This window comes from Martinezella sp. CNPSo 3959 (genome assembly GCF_057784355.1).
Genome location: NZ_JBXSOV010000014.1, coordinates 136,063 through 154,830, shown reverse-complemented (window position 1 = coordinate 154,830; position 18,768 = coordinate 136,063). Strand labels below are relative to the sequence as shown.

Here is an 18,768-nt window from a genome sequence, read left to right as displayed (position 1 = left end):
AGGGAAAGCGTGTCGTCCTGGTCAACGGCGTGCCGGCTTCCGGTAAAAGCCGCCTCGCCAAGGCTTTGTCCGATCGAACCGGCTGGCCGGTCCTGTCTCTCGATGTCATCAAGAATCCGTTCCTGCAGCATATCGGACCAGTCGATCGCGACTTCAACCGGACTTTGGGAAAAGCGAGCTACCAGGCAATCTGGTCCATTATCGCGGACGCTCCGACCGGCTCGACCTTCATCATCGATGCCTGGTTCGGTTTTCAGCCGAAAGCGCAGCTCGAAAACTATATTGAGGCTGCGAAAGTCGGGGATGTCGCGGAGCTGTGGTGCAAGGTGCCTGGAACGGTCGCGGGCGAGCGTTATGCCAGCCGACTGAAGGAGCGGTTGCCTGGGCATCCGGGCGCCGAATATGTGCCGGAACTGATAATGCTGGCGGATCGGGCCGAGCCTATGGGCTGCGGTGCAGTCATGACCGTCGAGCAGACCAAAGAACCGGATATGGAGGTAATTCTCGCTTGGATACGGCAGGTATTCGATCGCCAATAATATCGATCGCCGTCCGAATGGTCGGAACAAATTCGCAATAGTGCCGATCGCCATACGACACTATGTCTTCGGCGGATTGCGATATTGCGGTTGCAGTTGAATTGCTAAATTATATCAATAGGATACAAGAAATTCTTTGCAGAAAAAAATTACTTGACGTGCCGCAGTAACCCACTGATTATCGCGTTGCCGGACAGGGGAGGTTCGGTTTCAAGAGGAGGAAAATCATGGAGCGCCGCTCATTTCTCAAGGCTTCGGCCGTGGCATCGCTCGCGACCGGTGTTGCGGCTGTCGCCGGCACCACCAAAGCTGCGGATAAGAAATTTACGATTGCCCTTATTCCGGGCCTGACGACCGATGCCTTTTACATCACCATGCGCAAAGGCGCCGAGGCAGCGGCCAAGGCCGTCGGTGCGACGCTGGTGTTCCAGGGCGGCCCCGATTTCAACCCGGTGACGCAAGTTCCGGTTCTTGATGCGGTCATCGCCAAAAAGCCCGACGCGATCCTCATCGCACCGACCGACAAGGATCAGCTGATCCAGCCGCTGAAGAAGGCTGAGGATGCCGGCATCCCGATCATCACCGTCGATACATTCATCGGCACCGGTGTCTACCAGACCGGCAAGGGCGATGCCGATTTTCCGCTGGCCTACATCGCTTCCGACAACCTGCTCGGCGGTGCGATTGCCGCGCGCGCACTGGCAAAGGCTGTCGGCGAAAAGGGCAAGGTCTACGTTTCCAACGTCAAGCCCGGCATTTCGACCACCGATCAGCGCGAGCAGGGCTTCAAGGAGGAGATGAAGAAGTATCCGAACATCACCGTTCTGGAGACGCAGTATAACGACGACGACGCCAACAAGGCGGCATCGCAGCTGCAGGCGGTCTTTGCCCGCAACTCCGATCTCGACGGCGTTTTCGGGGCCAATCTGTTCTCCGCTCTCGGTGCCGCCAACGGCGTGCAGCAGGCCGGCCAGACGGGCAAGATCCGCGTGGTTGCCTTCGATGCGCCGACATCGATCGTCGACAATATCAACTCCGGCCTCGTCGATCTGGCAATCGCGCAGCACCCGGCGGAAATCGGCTATTTCGGCGTGATGGCAGCCTATGCGCACCTGACCGGCAATTCGATCCCGACGGCGATCGGCACCGGCTTCACGGTCATCGATAAATCGAACGTGACGGACAAGAACGTCGCGAAGTTCATCTACTCCGATTGATGCGGAGATAGTCTGTGCCTCGCCGATCGGCGAGGCACATCATCCAACGATGATAGAGCGAACGGCGCCGTGATCTTCGCGCCTTCAACGCTTCAGTTTGGACCAGTCCATGACAATCGACAATGCAGAGATCCGCAAGGCGGATCAGCACGTGGCGCCGCAGGCGGACCACGGCGACCAGGCAAAAACCATCCTAAACCGCATCGCGCAATTGCGTGCATGGCTCTTTCTTGCCGCACTTATCGTGAGTTTCGAGATCTGGGCGCGGATCGATTTCGGTGGCACGTTCGTCGGCTCAAGCTTCAACTGGCAGTCCGTCGCGATCTTCGCGGTGGCGCCGCTGCTGCTGGCGATCGGGCAGACCTTCGTCATCATTTCCGGCGGCATCGATCTGTCGACCGGCTTCATCATGGGCCTTGCGGCCGTCGTCGCCGCACATATTGCCAATATTGCCGGGCTCTACATGCCGCTGCCGGTCGCGATGGTATTCGGCATTCTCGTTGCCATGCTGGCCGCCGCGGTGCCTGGCTTCATCAACGGTCTTCTGATCTCCCGTCTCAAGGTTCCGCCATTTATCGGCACGCTTGGCATGTTCGGCGTCGCCCGCGGCACGGCCTTCCTGATTGCCGGCGGCACGACCGTGCCGGTTAAGAATTCCTATTTCGCCGAGCTCGGCAACGGCCGGTTCTACGGTGTCCCCTATCTGGTCATCGTCACGCTCGTCTTCGTGGTCATCATGCATTATCTGCTGAGCCAGACACGCTTCGGCCAGCACAACTACGCCATAGGCGCCAATGCCCAGGCCGCGCGGCGCGCCGGCATCGACATCAAGTCGCATCTCTTGCGGCTCTATATTCTATCGGCCGTCTGCGCAGGCTTGGGCGGCGCACTTTATGCAGCCCGCTTCACAGCAGGCGCGGCTCAGGCGGGCGAGCCCCTACTGCTTGATAGCGTGGCTGCCGTCGTCATTGGCGGCGCCAGCCTGTTCGGCGGCTCTGGCACGATCATCGGCACCGTTGCCGGCGCTCTCGTTATCGCCGTCATCCAATACGGTCTCGTTTTCATGAACGTGGAACCGTTCTGGCAGTTCATCGCCGTTGGCATCGTCATCATCATTTCGGTGCTCATCGACCAGGCGCAGCGTCGGTTCAGCGGAGCAAAACAGGATGAATAGTGCAACTCCCCTCCTCGAGGTCCGCAATCTCTCGCGTTATTTCGGTGCGGTGCGTGCCCTCGACAATTGCTCCATGGTCGTCCGGCCTGGTGAGGTCGTAGCACTTGCGGGCGATAACGGTGCCGGCAAGACGACGATGATCAAGGCGATCTCCGGCGTCTATCCGCCGACCGCGGGCGAAATCCTGATCGAAGGCAAGCCCGTCACCTTCTCCTCGCCGCAGGATGCGCGGGAGAAAGGCATCGAGACGATCTACCAGGATTTGGCGCTTGCCGACAATCTCACGATCGGCTCCAACATCTTCCTCGGGCGCGAGCCGATGAAGAAGCTTTTCGGCTTCCTGCCGGTGCTCGACCGGAAGGCAATGGCCGAAGCGGCGCGCAAGACGATGGCGGAGCTCGATTTCCATGTGAAGCGGCTCGATGCGCCGGTCAGCAACTTCTCCGGCGGCCAGCGTCAGGCGGTCGCGATCGGGCGTGCGGTTTACTGGAATGCCCGCATTCTGGTCATGGACGAGCCGACCGCTGCACTCGGCGTGCCCGAACAGCGCAAGGTCGTGGCCCTCATCAAATCGCTGAAGGCGCAGGGACGCGGTGTTATCTTCATCTCGCACAATCTGCAGGACATCTTCGCGGTCTCCGACCGCATCGTCGTCCTGCGTCGTGGGATTGTGGCAGGCGAGCGCAACATCGCCGACACCAATCACGAGGAAGTCGTGAGGCTCATGATCGGCGGCTGATCCCTCACCCCGCTACAACTTTTTAACAAGGGCGATCGCGATAGGTGTCATCGCGATCGCATTGTTTGTTTGCTTCAAAATCTTGGATGACCATCTGGTGCTGATTGAGCTTTCCTCAGCATCGCTTATTGCCGCACAATGAGATAGCGGTGTTCTTCAATCGATATGACCGTGGCTGGCTACGTGCCGTGCTATGAGGGATATCGATCTATTTCAGCGACTCCTGTGTCGCCTGGAAGAGCATTTATCCGAAGATCGCGGAAAGCCGAGCGCACGTCTTTGAGGCAAGCAGGAATGAGCAAAGCGGACAATATTGTGTCCTTTACCGAAGCGCCTCCGACAGTGAGCGATATCGCCGCAATCGCGCGGCGCAACGCCACGATAGCGATTTCGCCAGACGTCAAAGACAGAATCAACGCTGCGCGCGCCGTGGTCGAACGCTACCTGGCGGCCGACGAGCCAGTTTATGGTTTGACGACAGCGTTAGGCGCGGGCGTCGATACTCGCCTTGCCAGGGACGACCTGATCGCCTTTCAGTTACGTGTACCACAGGCCCGCGCAGTCGGAGTTGGGCCTGCCCTTCCCCGCGAAGCCGTCAGGGCGATGATGGCGGCTCGCATCGCCGGCATGGCGGCCGGGGGCTCCGGCGTGTCGCTACCGGTTTTCGTCGGCCTCGTTGAGGCACTTAATGCGGGCTTTCATCCGGTCGTGCCATCGCTCGGTTCGATCGGCGCTGCTGATCTCGCGCCTTTGGCGCACATGGCACGAGCCTTGTTGGGCGACGGCGAGGCGGAGCTCGATGGCAAGGTCATGCCGGCGCTCGATGCGCTCTCGAAAGCCGGTCTGAGAGCTTTGCCGATTGCGCCGAAGGATGGTCATGTCCTCGTGGTCGCCAATAGCCTGTCGGCTGGCAAGGCCTGTCTCTGCATAGAGGATATCGAACGGCTGTTCGATTGGTCGCTTGCGGCCGTCGCGCTGAACTTCGAGGCATTCCGGGCCAACGTCTCGGCTTTCGATGACCGGGCTCTAGCGGTAAGAGCGGCCTTCGGCCAGCGTGAAACCGCGGCAAAGCTTCGCGAGCTGCTTTCCGGAAGCTCTCTTTTTGTCGACGGTGCGGCACGGCGCTTGCAGGATCCTTTGAGCTATCGCTGCGTCCCGCAGGTCTGGGGCGCCCTGCTCCACGCGATCGGCGAAGCCCGCGCGGCAACCGAGATCGAACTTGCGAGTTCCGGCGACAATCCCGTCGTACTGGCCGACGAAGGGCTTATCTTGTCGCACGGCAATTTCGACATGACGGCCTTCGTTCTCGCATGGGAGCGGCTTGGCCAGGCAATCGCCCATTGTGCGACGGCGACCGCCTATAGAACGATGAAAATCATGTCTCCGGGCATGTCGGAGCTACCACGCTTCCTGACCCCGCGTGGGCAGAGCAGAACGGGTTTTGCCACCGCGCAGAAAACGGTCTCGGCGCTTGAAGCTGAGATACGCCATCTGGCTAATCCCGTGTCGCTCACGCCGATCCCGGTCGCCGATGGTGTCGAAGATCAGGCGTCGATGGCGCCGAGCGTCCTGAGCAAGATCGAAGCAATGATCGAGCGAATGCGTTATCTCGTGGCGATCGAACTTGTCGCGTCCGCCCAGGCCGTTGAGCTGCGCGGCGTGGCGGGCGAGCTCGGCAGCGGGACGCTGCGCGCCTATCGACAGGTGCGCCAGCTGGTGGCACCGCTCGAGGAAGACCGCGCGCAAGGTCCTGATTTTCAGAGAGTGGCGGAATTTATCGCAGAGACCGCGGCGAAAGCCGGTGACATGCCTGGAGAACGGTAATGCAGGAAATCTGGATCGACTACCTCAATGCCATCGACGCCAAGGCGCTGGCGCTTTCCAACGACGAAATCCTCGACGCCGTGACAAAGGCACTCGATGCGCAGGGGCGCGGCGAAACCGTGATCGAACCTCGCGTTCATCTCGTGCCTGAGAGTTCCGACAAGGGTCATTTCAACGTGCTGCGCGGTTATGTGAAGCCTCTCGACTATGCCGGTGTCAAGGTCGTCGGCGATTTCGTCGACAACTACAAACAGGGGCTGCCCTCGGAGCTGGCGGTTCTCAATCTCTTCGATCCGCGCACCGGTGTACCGAGGGCGATCATCGATGCGACTGCGATCACCGACATGCGCACCGGTGCCGTCACCGCTATCGGCGCGCGGCATCTCGCCCGCAAGGACAGCAAGATCCTCGGCCATATCGGTGCACGCGGCACTTCCTATTGGAACGTGCGATTGCTCGACCACATCTTCGATTTCGACGAAATCCGCGTCCATTCGCGCCGTCCGGAAAGCCGTGACGCCTTCGCCGCACGGCTGGAAAAGGATCTCGGCAAGAAAATCATCGTGACGGACAATTGGGAGGATTGCCTGAAGGACGCCGATATCATGATCGAGGCAAGCCGGCTGCCGGAGCCGACGCCGCTCTTCAAGACCGCCTGGGTCAAGAAGGGCGCTTTCGTCGTGCCCTATGGCACGATGAGCGCGCTCGAATTCGATCTGACCGACATCATGGACAAGGTGGTCGTCGATGACTGGGGGCAATGCGGCCCCGGCCGCCCCTTCGGTGCGCTTCGCCGTCATGTCGACGAGGGCAAGGTGACGGCCGAGACGCTGCATGCCGAGATCGGCCAAATCGTGTGCGGCACGAAGCCGGGCCGCGAAAGCGATGACGAGACCATCCTCTTCTGGCACCGCGGCCTGAGCACGACCGACGTCGCGCTTGGCGCAGCAATGGTCGAAAAGGCAAAGCGCATGAATATCGGCCAACGACTTCGGTTTGCGTGACGCGATGACGACTTCCAGTGCCATCGCCTGCTCGCGCATGTACAACCTCAGCCCCAGGATATCTGCTCTCTGGGATCGACTTTTTCATTGGCTTGCCGACCGATCAGGCGTCGAGCTCCAAATCATTGCCCATGCCGCTCCGGCACCTTTGTCCGAGCTTTGGGCACGTCCGGACATGGGCGCCGTTTTCATGTGCGGCTTTCCGTTCTCCCAGCTATCGCCGGCGGAGCGCCCGCAGCCGCTGGCAGCGCCTGTTTCGCTCGCCGACTGGGCAAACGGGCAGCCAGTCTATGCGAGCCACATCGTCGCCGCGCGCGATAAACAGCTTACGGAAGCTGATCTTGCAGGCGTGCGCTGGGGCTGGACGGTGCGGGACTCGCAGTCCGGCTACAATGCCCCGCGTGAATTCTTTGCCATGCTTGCGAATAGGTCTTCAGCAGCTCAAACCGTCGGCTCGCTCCTCAATCCGCGTGGCGTAGTCGACGCCATTCGTTCAGACACCATAGATGTCGGCGCCATCGACGCCTACGCGTTTCAGCTCATGGCAATGTACGAGCCGGACATGATCGCGCCACTGCGCATTGTTGCTACGACAAAACCGGCCCCCTTCCCTTTGCTGGTGGCCGCGCGGCAGCAGTCGGCGGATATTGTCGATGCGTTACGCGCCGCTCTTCTCGGCGCACACCGGGATCCGGAGGGGAGCGATATCCTCGCATCGCTCGGCCTTAGTGCCTTTGCCGAACCCGATGTTGCCGCCTATGACCAGCTTCCCATACGAGCGCGGGCGATCGATGCGGCTCTCGGAGCGTGGTGACGCTCGAACGCGCACAATAGCCGAGCCTATTGTGCGCTGGCGGTCTGTTTCAACAATTGCTCCGCCGCAAAGCTCAGGCATTCCTCGAAGGCCGTCAGATCGAGAAAGAGCCGCTCAGGCGCGACCTGGCGCGTGACGATGACACCGCCGCGTGCCGCAATGCCGCCGTCGAGCATCAGATTGTCAGCCATGTCGAAGTTTTCCAGCGCCATTCCGTCGGGACCACGGTGGCGTCCGTCTTCACCGAGATGAACTTCGCCGCCATAGAGCCTGCTCACACGCTCGAAATGGCTATCGGTGCTGTTGGAAAAGGCAAAGGCAGGGCAGCCGCGGGCACACATGAATCCGAGTTCGAAGGCTGTGCCGATGTCGGCCGCTATGCCACGAAACGGCGTGAGATTGGCGATGATGAGGTCGGCGCTCGTCATCAGCTTTTCATTGATGGCGCTGATGGCAAGGCCACGCTGGCGACGTGTCTCGGTTTCCGGCACCACCAGATCACCCGGTGAAACGGGCGTAAAGCCGTAGCTGCGTGCCATTGCGATCTTGCGATCGAGGATTTCCCTTGCGTTCGGAAGGAAAACTTCCGGCCCTGCCAGATATGCTCTCAATGCTTTGCCTCTTTGACCGAATATTGCAACGCGGGAGTCGCGGAACCATATGAAGCCTATGGCCGATTCAGGGCTCTTCTGCCATACCCGGCACATAATTTACGAAGTCGCGAATTAAAAGTGATTGCCGTTCCAGGTCACTGGCGAGACGCGTATAGTTCTATTCGGATCGAATAGCGCTCACGATCCAGGACGGATGACGGAACCTGTGGGGTATAGAAAATGCAATCTTCCATTGAGGCCGTTGCCGCCTCGACCCAGGACGACCAGGGCAGCTGGCCGACAAAACAAAGCAAGATCCTCGACTGGCTTATGAATGATGTCCGCGACCAGCGGTTCATCGACAATATCCTCGTGGAACTTTGTGAGAAAATGCAGGCAATCGGAGTTCCGGTCGCAAGAGCGACGATGCACTTCCGAACGCTGCATCCGCAATGGCTAGGGGCGAGAATTCTTTGGCGTACCGGCATGAAGGAGGCCGATATTGCGACCTTCAGCTATGGGGTCGAGAATACGCCGCAATTTCTGGCAAGCCCGATCAATGAGATATTCAACGGCGCGACCGAAGTCCGGAAAAATCTCGAGGTCTGCGAGAAGGCGGAACTGAACTATCCGCTTTATAAGGAAATGTACGCGGAAGGACTGACCGACTATATCGCCTGGCCAATTTATCACACGCTCGGCAAGCGCCACATCGTGACCTTTGCCTCGGACGCGCCTGGCGGCTTCACCGATGAGCATATCACCTTCCTGAAAGACCTGCTGCCCGCTTTGACGATGGTGACCGAAATCCGTTTGAAGAACATCATGGCTCGCACGCTGCTGCGGACCTATGTCGGGCCGCATGCCAGCGAGAAGATCCTGGCCGGCGCCACAACGCGCGGCAGCGGCACCACCGTCGGTGCAGCGATCCTCATTTGCGATTTGCGCGACTTCACCACCATCTCCGACATGTGGCCGCGCGACGATGTCATCGAATTGTTGAACAGTTATTTCGACGCGATGGTCGAACCCATCGAAAAACATGGCGGTGAGATCCTCAAATTCATGGGCGATGGACTGTTGGCCATTTTCCCGTTGAGTGATCCGAATGCCTGCCACAATCTTCTCGTTGCCATCACCGAGGCGCAGGCGGCCGTTGCAACGCTCAATGAGGAAAACCGCGCGCAGGGACGCGAAGTGCTGCGCTATGGCGTCGGGGTGCATGTCGGCGACGTGATGTATGGTAACATTGGCTCGCGGACCCGCCTTGACTTCACGGTCATCGGCCCGGCTGTCAATATCGCCTCACGGCTTGAATCGCTAACAAAAGAAGTAAAGCGGCCTGTGCTCCTTTCCAAGGCTTTTGTCGACATGGCTGGTTGCCAACGCGATATGGAAAGCCTGGGCTCCTTTCCTCTAAAAGGTCTCGGCGAACCCGTCGACGTCTTTGCTTTCGCCGCAAAAGACAAACTGCCGCAGAAAGCGGAGCCAACGGTCGGGTGAGGATTAGGTCCGACGAGGCGTAAATTCGGTACGGCGCGATTCAGTCGGTAGTAAAACGTGAAATGGCAAAGGGGTGTCCCGATATATAGATCTCCCTATATTGTGAGGTGGATCATGACGGTAGCTGCCTTAATTTTGGGATCGTTCTGCGCGTAGGAACATTAACTAAGGGTTGATTCTATCGGCTCGACCACGAGGGTGCCAGTCACCCATAATACTCTGACAAGGAGAAAACAGATGAGAAAAATCCTGACCCTGGCGTTTTCAGCGGCGTCGTTGATCGTTGCAGGCACCGCTGCGGCACGCGCGGCCGACATGCCGGCGACCTATAGCGAGGAGCCGGATGACCGCAACGGCGTGAAAATCGGCTATCTCGAATGCGATATCGGCGGCGGCGTCGGCTATGTCCTTGGTTCCGCCAAGGAAATGGATTGCACCTTCCATTCGACAGTCGGGCATTCGCGTCGTGTCGATCATTATACCGGTGCTATCAGAAAGATGGGTGTCGACCTCGGGTTTACGACCCGCAGCCGGCTCGTTTGGCTCGTCTTCGCGCCGACAGCCGGCTACCATCGTGGTTCTCTGAGCGGCCTTTACCAGGGCGCTACCGTTGAAGCCACTATCGGTGCCGGCGTCGGCACGAACATCCTTGTCGGTGGCACTGCCGGCTCCATCCATCTGCAGACCGTGAGCGTCACGGGTCAGCTCGGCTTGAACGTTGCGGCTACCGGTACGTCGGTCACGCTGACGTCGGTCGATTGAGTGTTTCGCTTAAAGTCTTGACCATATGATATGGCCGCTCCTGCCTGGCGCTGGAGCGGCCTTTTCTGTCGGGGCGGCGACAGCCAGCTTCGCAGACCGGCGCCTTCCGCGCGAAATCGGTTTATCCATGCACCCTCGCAGCGCTATAGCTATGTAAACCCTAGCGATTCTTCGGAGCCAAAATCATGACCGATACCGTCACCGATCGTTTTCTTCGTTATGTTGTCGTCGATACGCAATCGGACCCGTCTTCGGTTACGCAGCCTTCCACTGCGAAGCAGAAGAATCTCGGGCGCATCCTGGTTGAGGAATTGCTGGCGATCGGGCTTGCCGATGCCCATCTGGACGAACACGGCTATGTCTATGCCACCATTCCATCGAATGTGGACAAGCCGGTTCCCGTCATCTGCTTCTGCTCGCATATGGACACAGCGCCCGATTTCACCGGAACGAACGTCAAGCCGCAAATCCTGCGGAACTACGCCGGCGGCGATATCCGCCTTAGCGCCGATCCGCAGCAGGTCATTCGGGTTGACGAACACCCTGCCCTGCAAGATCAGATCGGCAACGACATCATCACGTCGAATGGCACGACACTTCTTGGCGCCGACGACAAGGCCGGTCTCGCCGAAATTGTCGCAGCCGCACAATATCTCGTCGACAATCCCGATATCCGCCACGGCACCATCAAGCTGCTGTTCACGACGGACGAAGAGATCGGGCGTGGGGTCGACAAGGTCGATCTGAAGAAGTTGGGAGCACAATTCGCCTATACGGTCGATGGCGAAACGGCGGGTCATATAGAAGACGAGACTTTCTCCGCCGATAGCGTCGAGATCGTCATCCAGGGCGTCGCCATTCATCCGGGTTTCGCCAGAGGCAAAATGGAAAACGCCATCAAGATAGCCGGCGCGATCATCGACAGGCTGCCGAAGGACATGGCGCCGGAAACGACAGACGGACGCGACGGCTTTATCCATCCCACCGGGATCAGCGGCTTGATGGAAAAGGCTTCGCTCGGTTTCATCATCCGCGATTTCGAGGAAGCCGGCCTTGCCGACAAGGAGGCTATGCTGGAAGCGATCGTCAAGGACGTCATGACCGCCTATCCCGGCTCCTCGCATAAGTTTACCGTCAGACATCAATACCGGAACATGAAGGTGATCCTCGATCGCCATCCGGAAATCGTTGAAAACGCTGTCGAGGCTATCCGTCGTGCCGGCATGGTGCCCGTGCGAGGCAGTATTCGCGGCGGGACGGATGGTTCCAGGCTCTCTTTCATGGGCCTGCCTTGCGCCAATATCTTTGCCGGCGGTCATGCCTTTCATTCACCGCTGGAATGGGTGAGCCGACAGGATATGGAAAAGGCCGTCAAGACGCTTGTGGAGTTGGCGAAGGTCTGGGAAGAACGTTCCTGAATTCTTGCCAGAATAGGCCTCGCTTCCTCTGTGGAAACCAGCAACTCTCATCGAGAAATAGCGCATTTTCTCCCGCACGAAATCAATCTCGTTGTCATTATGCAAGTCATCCGTGAATTTTTATATTGAAGCATTACTAAATTAGATTATTCTATAATATTGTCTTGGGAGGAAGGAGAATAGGTAAGCCCCTTCATTCCAACTCTACGGTGCGCGCGCTCCGGCAATCAGAAACAGACTGTCACAAAGTCTAAGCTGAAACGGAGTTTAGTCATGAGAATACAATCTTCACGGATGGCAATTGCTGCATCCGCACTTCTTCTATTGGCCTCGACGAGCTATGCGGAACCCGGTGGCGGGACGGATCACGGCGGCAGCCAGTCCGGAAGCGGCGGACTGGGCGCTGGCGTCGGCGTATCGGTCGGCGGCATCAATGCCGGCTTGGGTGCCGGGCTGGGTTCGAATGGGCTTGGTGCCGGCCTCGGCACTTCGATAGGCGGAAAGAACGGCGTCAATGCTGGGGCGGGTACTTCGGTATCCGGAACAAGTGGCATTAACACAGGTGTCGGGGCTTCCGTTGGCGGCTCGGGCGGCATTAATGCCGGTGCGGGCGTTTCCCTCGGAGGATCCGGAGCGGGTGTCGGCGTTGGCGTCGGCATTGGCGGATCTGGAGGCACAGGTTCCGGCGGCATTGGCACGACAATCGGCGGTCTGGGCGGTACGGGCGGTACAGGACTTGGGTCGGGACGTTCCGGCACAGGATCGAGCACCCGCACACTTGCCGCCTTCCGGACCATGTCGAGTGCCGAGCAGAAACGTATGCTGATTGCCTGTCGTCAGGTGACGGCATCCGGCAATTTCGATGCGGGCCTTGTCAGCCTTTGCCGGCTGCTGCGCAGCACAGCTAGCGCCGGCGGCCTGTAGGTGGCCGGCGTCAAGGGGGCTTGACGTCCCTTTTTCGCTTCACTTCAAAGGTCCGCGCCCTGGCCGCCATATTGCCAATGGGCGCGGACGCCTGTCCAGCCTACCAATCCGCGCGGGCCACATTGTCGATCACCTGGCGGCTGCGGCGCAGCATCATGCCTGGCGCATCCACCGCTTTGCTCAAAAGGTTTCGTGCGTCTGCAAGGGGACGAAATCCGGCCCATTCTTCCGCCACGGGAGACGGAGCATCATCTGCAACAGGCAGAGCAGCCTCTGTATAGTCCGGATTGCTTGTTATCAGCGGATCCCGCGTTTCACATTGCGGCAGGCAGCGATCGAAATGCTCCACCTCCGCGGATGACGCGACCTTCGTATTCCCCGCATCGGTGCGAACAACACGCTTTGCCGGCGCGCTGCTCGTGATCATGGCTGCAAGCGGCGAAGGCTGCGGAATTGGCACCGACATCAGCGATCTTGTAGGGCTTGCGTCGACTGCCAACTGTAATTTGTTCATCGCGAATTGTTGTGCGGATGCCGCGCCATTGATCGCGATGCGGCCGCCCTCGTCGATGAACCGGATCGACCGGTCGGCAGGGCCGGTTTGGACGATCAGATAGAGGGCGCCGACAACAGTGCCGCAAACCGCGAGCCCGGAAGCCAGCCTGCGAGTCGTTTCGCTTTGACCATTCCACCATCTCACGGGCTGCGTATCCATCGACCGTTCCTTTGGGAAATCTCGAATAGCCATTCTCATGAAAACTGTGGCGCCGCTTTTACCGAAACGTGGCCAATTCCAGGCTTTTCGCAAAGAAATGTTGATGAATGCGTTTCGGCGTCTTTCATATACGCCTCGCCCTGAGCCGATCATGTGTCCCGATGAGTAAATCAATCCTGAAAGATAATATTAACCATGTTTCTCAAAAGTCCCACTCATCCATAAGTATTAAATAAATAAATTGAAATTCTACTTTGGAGGTATTCTGTCGAGACTATTGCCGCCGCCGCTGCGGTTCCGACCTGCATTGCCAGCGAATCATATATGTGCTTATTTTATTATATTCTGATATTTTAGGGCTTATGCGAAGGGGAATGTGAATGCTGAGAATGCTCCACGGCGCCAGCCTTATCGGTATCGCAATGACCGTAGCAGCGCCATCCGCAATGGCCGCCACCACAAGCGCCAACATGACGGTTACCATTACTATACAGGCGCAATGCACGATCCAGAGTGCCAATAATCTCAACTTCGGCACCAACGGCGTCATCACCAGCAATATCGATCAAGCAACCACCATCGGTGTGCAATGCACATCCGGGCAGACCTATAATGTCGGCCTGAGCGCCGGCGCTGGAGCAGGTGCGACAACCGCCGTCCGTGTCATGACAGGACCAGCAAGTGCGACGATCAATTATGCGATCTATACCGACTCCAATCGAACGCAGACCTGGGGCACGACCATAGGCACGGACACCGTCTCGGGGACAGGAAACGGCGCGGTCCAGAACATAAATGTCTATGGCCGGATACCTCCGCAAACCACACCGGCTGCGGGCGTCTACACCGATACCGTAGCGGTTACCGTCACCTACTGAAAACTCACAGATCCGGGAGGCCGTCATGCAACGCATGTTGCCATGCATTGCCGCGACTATGCTTTTGCTGTTCAGTGCTTACGAGATAAACGCAGCATCTCTGCGGGTAGCACCCACAAGTCTGGAGCTTGTAGCACCGGCTGCTGCCACGGTCTTGAATCTGGCCAATGACGGAGACCATGCAATCAACGTCCAGATCCGTGTCTTCAAGTGGAGCCAGGCGGGCGGGATAGAGACCTTGGAACCGACCAGGGATGTCGTTGCCAGTCCTCCCGCGACGCGGATGAATCCGAACGCACAGTATGTGGTCAGAGTGGTTCGTACGAGTAAGGCGCCCGTCAGGGCGGAGGAGACCTATCGTGTCATCGTTGATGAACTCCCCGACCCTGCCCGTGCACGCGCCGGCACGGTCACGCTCATCATGCGCCAGTCCATTCCTGTCTTTTTCAAGCGGCCGGACATAAAGCCCGCCGATATTGTCTGGAGCCTCAAGCAGCAGGGCAACAGCCTTGCTCTTATAGCCAAGAACAATGGCGGCAGCCGCTTCCGTTTGTCGAACTTGACCCTCGCGCACGGTGCTGCGAAGGTCGGCAGCCGCAACGGCCTGGTCGGATACGTGCTTGCCGGCGCAACGATGCAGTGGCCTGTCGGAACAGCAAAACCCCTCTCGGGTGGCGTCGTGACACTCCATGGCCAGAGTGATCTTGGGCCGTTCGATGCCAAAGTCGCCGTTAATCAACGGTAGTGCTGGCGCCGTTTTCATATGCCTGCTTTTCTCAGTGTCGGTACTGCGTGCTCAGGAAGTGCCCGATCTGCCGGCGAATGCGACCACGGCAGAGCAACCGGCCGCCGCGATGGACGTCTACCTCGAAGTATTCATCAACAACGCGTCGATGAAGATGATCGGCAATTTCAAACAGCGTCCGAATGGCTCGCTCGCTGCAGCCGCGCAAGAATTACGCGAGGTGGGCATAAAGCCACCAGCCGGCGCTGACGATAAGCTGATCGAACTCAGCACCTTGCCCGGCCTGTCATATCAGGTCGACATAGAGACGCAGCGTCTTTATGTGCAGACGACCGACGAAGGGCGCGCAGCTCGCGTCATCAATGTCAGGCAGCAGCAGGACAATGCAGTCCCTGCACCCCAGTCCGGCTATGGCGCCGTCCTCAACTATTCCCTCTACGCAAGTTCCAACGGTCTCTTTCAAGGGAATTCGAACATGTTTCAGGGAATATCCGGATCTTTCGATGCGCGTCTGTTCAGCCCCTATGGCACGCTCAGCCAGTCCTTCCTCGCCGGATATTCCGAAGGCAGCCTTGACGGCATAACCCGCCTCAACACGACCTGGAGCTACTCCGATCCGAAGAACCTCGTTACCTACCGCGCCGGTGACCTGACCACCGGCGGCCTGTCATGGACTCGGCCAGTCTATTTCGGCGGCATTCAGTTTCAGCGCAATTTTGCGCTGCGCTCGGACCTGGTGACGGAACCGCTGCCCTCATTTGCCGGGACGGCCGCCGTTCCTTCGACGCTCGATATCTATACGCAGAACGTGCGCACCTATTCCAGCGACGTGCCCGCCGGGCCTTTCCAGGTGACCAACCTTCCTGTCTTTTCCGGAGGTGGGCAAGCGACCATCGTGCTTCGCGACAGCCTCGGGCGCGAAACCACGCAGACCTTGCCGTTCTATTCCTCCAATTGGCTCCTGCGTCAGGGCCTTTTGGACTTTTCCGCCGAACTCGGCACTCCGCGCCTGAATTTCGGAACGGATTCCAGTGATTATGACGGTCGTATCATGGGCGCCGCCACCGCAAGGTATGGCCTAACCGATTGGCTGACACTGGAAGGCCACTTCGAGGGCGGCGCCGATCTTTTGAATGGCGGCGCTGGGACCGCTTTTCCGGTCGGCTCATTCGGCGTTGCTTCCATAGCGGGCGCAGCAAGCAAAAGCGGGTCGCGTTCCGGCGCGCTGATGAACGCCGCATTCGAGCTCAGCTATGACAGATGGGCCCTCTATGCCCGGGTGCAACGGACCTTTGGCGATTATGACGACATCGCCTCGGTTTCCGCGCGGCCCACAACCAGCATTGCCGGAGATGTAAGCATTCTCAGCGCCGGTGTGCCGCGCGCCATCGATCAGGTTACGCTCAGCGTACCGACGCCGCTCGATCTTTCCAGTCTCAACCTGTCTTACACGAACCTCGAAAGCGCAGATGGCACCAGGAGCAAGATCGCGGGTCTTTCCTACAGTCAGACGTTCAAGCATGCGACAGTCTATGCGAGCGCCTTCACCGACCTCGACAACCGAAGCAATTTCGGGTTCTTTGCCGGCCTTTCCATTCCCTTCGATGGCAATATCACGGCCAACACCGGCGTACAGGGCGGGCCCAACGGCCTCGGCGTCGTCGCCGACGTTTCCAAGTCGATGCAGCAGGAGGATGGCAGTGTCGGTTGGCGACTGCGCACCTCCGAAGGCGAAGACACCAATCGCGAGGCGGCAGTCCGTTATCGGGCACCCTTTGCCCAGGTCGAAGCTGGCCTCCAGCAGCAGGATCATCAGACCAGCGCCACCGCCCGGCTCGATGGTGCCATTGCCGTTGCAGGCGGCGGCGTCTTTGCCACCAATCGCATCGACGATGCATTTGCCGTCGTCGATGTCGGTGCTCCTGGCGTCGAGGTCCAACAGCAGAACCGGCCGGCCGGCAAGACCAATTCGAGCGGCCGCATTCTGGTGCCCAATCTCAACTCCTATGAACCGAACACCGTGTCCATCGATCCCAAGAACCTGCCCGTCGATGCCGACGTGCCCGCGACAAAGGAAATCGTCGTGCCGGCAGACCGCAGCGGCGTGGTCGTCAAGTTCGGCGTGTCCGAAGCACCGCAAGCAGCCCTGGTTACGATCAAGGACAAGAACGGGGTGCCACTGCGTGCCGGGCTCAACGGCACCTTGCAGGGGGCGAACGAAGACTTCGTGGTCGGCTATGACGGTCAGACTTATATTCGCGGGTTGCATGCGAGGAATGCAATCGATGTCTCGCTCGAGGATGGAACGAAATGCCATGCCGAATTTGCCTACAAGCCGCAGCGGGGTGAGCAGGTTGTCATCGACGACGTCAGGTGCTTCTGAAGAGAGGTGAAAGGATGCTGCGTTCGATCATCGTTTTGCCCGTACTGCTGCTGCCTTCGCTATGCCTGGCGCAAAGTTGCAGTTTCAGTGCCACCAATATGAATTTCGGGGCAGTTGATATCTTGTCGGCTACCCCGGTCACTTCGACATCCACGATAAGTGTAAATTGTTCCGGGGGAGCCCTGGACCTAGGCAAGCGGCTTCTCATTTGCCCGGATATCGGCGCCGGCAGCGGTGGCGCATCTTCGGCTGCGGCACGTCAGATGCTGAACGGAGCCAGTTCTTTGAACTATCAGCTTTATTCCGATAATGGCCGGAGCGTGGTGTGGGGATCGAGCAGCTGGCCCTATCCATCGCGGGCACCGGTCTATGCGCTGACAATGTCCCTATTGAATGGCTCGCTGGTGGGCGCAACCGGTAGCCTGACGGTCTATGGCACGGCGCTTGGAACGCCGTCGACGGCGCTGCCCGGGTCATATATCTCCAGCTTCGCATCCGGCACCTCATTCTATTACAGCTACAGCAGCGCAACGAACTGCAATGCACCCACCGGAACGACAGGAACCGCGCCGTTTGCCGTCAACGCAAGTGTTGCCGCCAATTGCCTGGTGAGTGTCCAAAACATCAATTTCGGAACGCAGGGTGTTCTGAGCGCGAATACGGATGCCGCCGGATCGGTGACGGCAACCTGTACGCCGGGTACGACCTACACGATCTCGTTGAATGGCGGCACAACGAACGCGGCACCCACGGCGCGAAAGATGACGAAGGGAGCGGAGACGGTGACCTACGGTCTCTACAAGGATATCAACCGGTCGCAGCCCTGGGGCGATGTCAATACACCGGGCAGCACGGTTGCCGGAACGGGAACGGGCACGGCGCAGCTTTCGACGGTCTATGGCCGCGTCCCGCCACAGACGACGCCCTCTCCAGGCAATTACGTGGATACGGTCGTTGTGACACTCACCTACTGACTTCGAATTTCAAGTTGCCGCTGATGCTCTGGCTGACTGGACGGCGCGTCAGACCGCCGCGTGTTTCGACCGGCGGGCCTCGCCGGGCAAATCTAATTTTGAAGGAAAAATGAGGGCACCAAGTTGGCGCGAGCAGAATAATGCGGCTGGCCGACGACATGGAATATAGCAAGCGCATAGACAAGAATGGCGCCGACTGCGATGACGATACCGTTGATTGGAAGCCCTATTTTTGACTTGGCGTCGTTCGATGTATCCGCCGGAGTTGCATGAATGACTTTTGGGGCGGATTGATCCGTCTTTAAGGGAAGCTGCAACTCCCTTTCCATGCGCGCCTGAGCATCAAAGCGCTTGCCGTATCTCGTTGCGGGCCGAAACTGGATGATGTCGCCCATTTCACGCGGTCCCTTTCACCGCCTGCAGTTATTGGCCATTTTCCTGGCTGTTGTCAGCATTGGAATAGTTAATGCGCGAAATTCCCGCAGGTTTCGTTAGGATCCTGATCATGCCTTCATCATACCTCAACGAAGGTAAAGAGGCGACAGCGGTTCGCAACAAACTA

At 58.8% G+C, this 18,768-nt stretch carries 18 protein-coding genes; 15 read left to right on the top strand and 3 right to left on the bottom strand.

Annotated elements, in window-relative coordinates:
• From AC13RE_RS24060 to AC13RE_RS24030, 7 genes are all read left to right on the top strand, one after another.
• A partial coding sequence (locus AC13RE_RS24060; RefSeq protein ID WP_488564805.1) for a P-loop nucleotide/nucleoside kinase family protein occupies positions 1–539 on the top strand: 539 nt, incomplete at its 5' end.
• A 227-nt stretch (positions 540–766) separates the two neighbouring features.
• Positions 767–1,756: a substrate-binding domain-containing protein gene (locus AC13RE_RS24055; protein WP_488482839.1), complete on the top strand. Its 990-nt coding sequence runs from the start codon at positions 767–769 to the stop codon at positions 1,754–1,756.
• Between the two features lie 109 nt (positions 1,757–1,865).
• On the top strand, positions 1,866–2,930 hold the full coding sequence (locus AC13RE_RS24050; protein WP_488564804.1) for an ABC transporter permease subunit: 1,065 nt from the start codon (positions 1,866–1,868) through the stop codon (positions 2,928–2,930).
• A complete protein-coding gene (locus AC13RE_RS24045; protein ID WP_015343065.1) occupies positions 2,923–3,669 on the top strand; it encodes an ATP-binding cassette domain-containing protein in 747 nt (248 codons plus the stop codon). Before AC13RE_RS24050 ends, AC13RE_RS24045 begins: the two co-directional genes overlap by 8 nt.
• A gap of 294 nt (positions 3,670–3,963) precedes the next feature.
• Positions 3,964–5,493, top strand: a complete 1,530-nt coding sequence (locus AC13RE_RS24040) for an HAL/PAL/TAL family ammonia-lyase (RefSeq protein WP_488564803.1) — start codon at positions 3,964–3,966, stop codon at positions 5,491–5,493.
• On the top strand, positions 5,493–6,497 hold the full coding sequence (locus AC13RE_RS24035) for an ornithine cyclodeaminase family protein (RefSeq protein WP_488564802.1): 1,005 nt from the start codon (positions 5,493–5,495) through the stop codon (positions 6,495–6,497). Before AC13RE_RS24040 ends, AC13RE_RS24035 begins: the two co-directional genes overlap by 1 nt.
• Positions 6,498–6,501: 4 nt before the next feature.
• On the top strand, positions 6,502–7,311 hold the full coding sequence (locus AC13RE_RS24030) for a phosphate/phosphite/phosphonate ABC transporter substrate-binding protein (protein WP_488564801.1): 810 nt from the start codon (positions 6,502–6,504) through the stop codon (positions 7,309–7,311).
• A 26-nt stretch (positions 7,312–7,337) separates the two neighbouring features.
• Here the strand turns inward: AC13RE_RS24030 and AC13RE_RS24025 are convergent, their stop codons facing one another.
• Positions 7,338–7,922, bottom strand: coding sequence for a nucleoside 2-deoxyribosyltransferase (locus tag AC13RE_RS24025; protein ID WP_132718543.1), 585 nt, complete (start codon positions 7,920–7,922; stop codon positions 7,338–7,340).
• A 222-nt stretch (positions 7,923–8,144) separates the two neighbouring features.
• Here AC13RE_RS24025 and AC13RE_RS24020 point away from each other — a divergent pair, with 222 nt between their 5' ends.
• The 4 genes from AC13RE_RS24020 (at position 8,145) to AC13RE_RS24005 (ending at position 12,511) form a co-directional block, all read left to right on the top strand.
• The gene (locus tag AC13RE_RS24020) at positions 8,145–9,407 is read left to right on the top strand and encodes an adenylate/guanylate cyclase domain-containing protein (RefSeq protein ID WP_132718540.1); all 1,263 of its coding nucleotides are present in this window, start codon (positions 8,145–8,147) and stop codon (positions 9,405–9,407) included.
• Between the two features lie 237 nt (positions 9,408–9,644).
• On the top strand, positions 9,645–10,169 hold the full coding sequence (locus AC13RE_RS24015; RefSeq protein WP_488564800.1) for a DUF992 domain-containing protein: 525 nt from the start codon (positions 9,645–9,647) through the stop codon (positions 10,167–10,169).
• 185 nt (positions 10,170–10,354) lie between these two features.
• The gene (pepT, locus tag AC13RE_RS24010) at positions 10,355–11,587 is read left to right on the top strand and encodes a peptidase T (protein ID WP_488564799.1); all 1,233 of its coding nucleotides are present in this window, start codon (positions 10,355–10,357) and stop codon (positions 11,585–11,587) included.
• 273 nt (positions 11,588–11,860) lie between these two features.
• Positions 11,861–12,511 (top strand): hypothetical protein, encoded by a 651-nt coding sequence (locus AC13RE_RS24005; RefSeq protein ID WP_488564798.1) that lies wholly within the window; start codon positions 11,861–11,863, stop codon positions 12,509–12,511.
• 100 nt (positions 12,512–12,611) lie between these two features.
• Here AC13RE_RS24005 and AC13RE_RS24000 read toward each other — a convergent pair whose 3' ends face one another.
• Complete coding sequence (locus tag AC13RE_RS24000; protein ID WP_488564797.1) at positions 12,612–13,379, bottom strand: hypothetical protein; 768 nt, start codon at positions 13,377–13,379, stop codon at positions 12,612–12,614.
• Between the two features lie 227 nt (positions 13,380–13,606).
• On the opposite strand from AC13RE_RS24000, the gene AC13RE_RS23995 reads away from it, so the two are divergent.
• The 4 genes from AC13RE_RS23995 to AC13RE_RS23980 are packed head-to-tail and all read left to right on the top strand — an operon-like array spanning position 13,607 to position 18,206.
• Entirely contained in the window at positions 13,607–14,104 is a 498-nt protein-coding gene (locus tag AC13RE_RS23995) for a Csu type fimbrial protein (RefSeq protein ID WP_488564796.1), read from the top strand.
• 25 nt (positions 14,105–14,129) lie between these two features.
• A complete protein-coding gene (locus AC13RE_RS23990; RefSeq protein ID WP_488564795.1) occupies positions 14,130–14,849 on the top strand; it encodes a fimbrial biogenesis chaperone in 720 nt (239 codons plus the stop codon).
• Positions 14,821–17,232 (top strand): fimbria/pilus outer membrane usher protein, encoded by a 2,412-nt coding sequence (locus AC13RE_RS23985; RefSeq protein WP_488564794.1) that lies wholly within the window; start codon positions 14,821–14,823, stop codon positions 17,230–17,232. The genes AC13RE_RS23990 and AC13RE_RS23985 overlap by 29 nt, the downstream gene beginning before the upstream one ends.
• 14 nt (positions 17,233–17,246) lie before the next feature.
• A complete protein-coding gene (locus tag AC13RE_RS23980) occupies positions 17,247–18,206 on the top strand; it encodes a Csu type fimbrial protein (protein ID WP_488564793.1) in 960 nt (319 codons plus the stop codon).
• Between the two features lie 92 nt (positions 18,207–18,298).
• Here the strand turns inward: AC13RE_RS23980 and AC13RE_RS23975 are convergent, their stop codons facing one another.
• Entirely contained in the window at positions 18,299–18,601 is a 303-nt protein-coding gene (locus AC13RE_RS23975) for a hypothetical protein (protein ID WP_488564792.1), read from the bottom strand.
• Between the last annotated feature and the right edge of the window lie 167 nt (positions 18,602–18,768).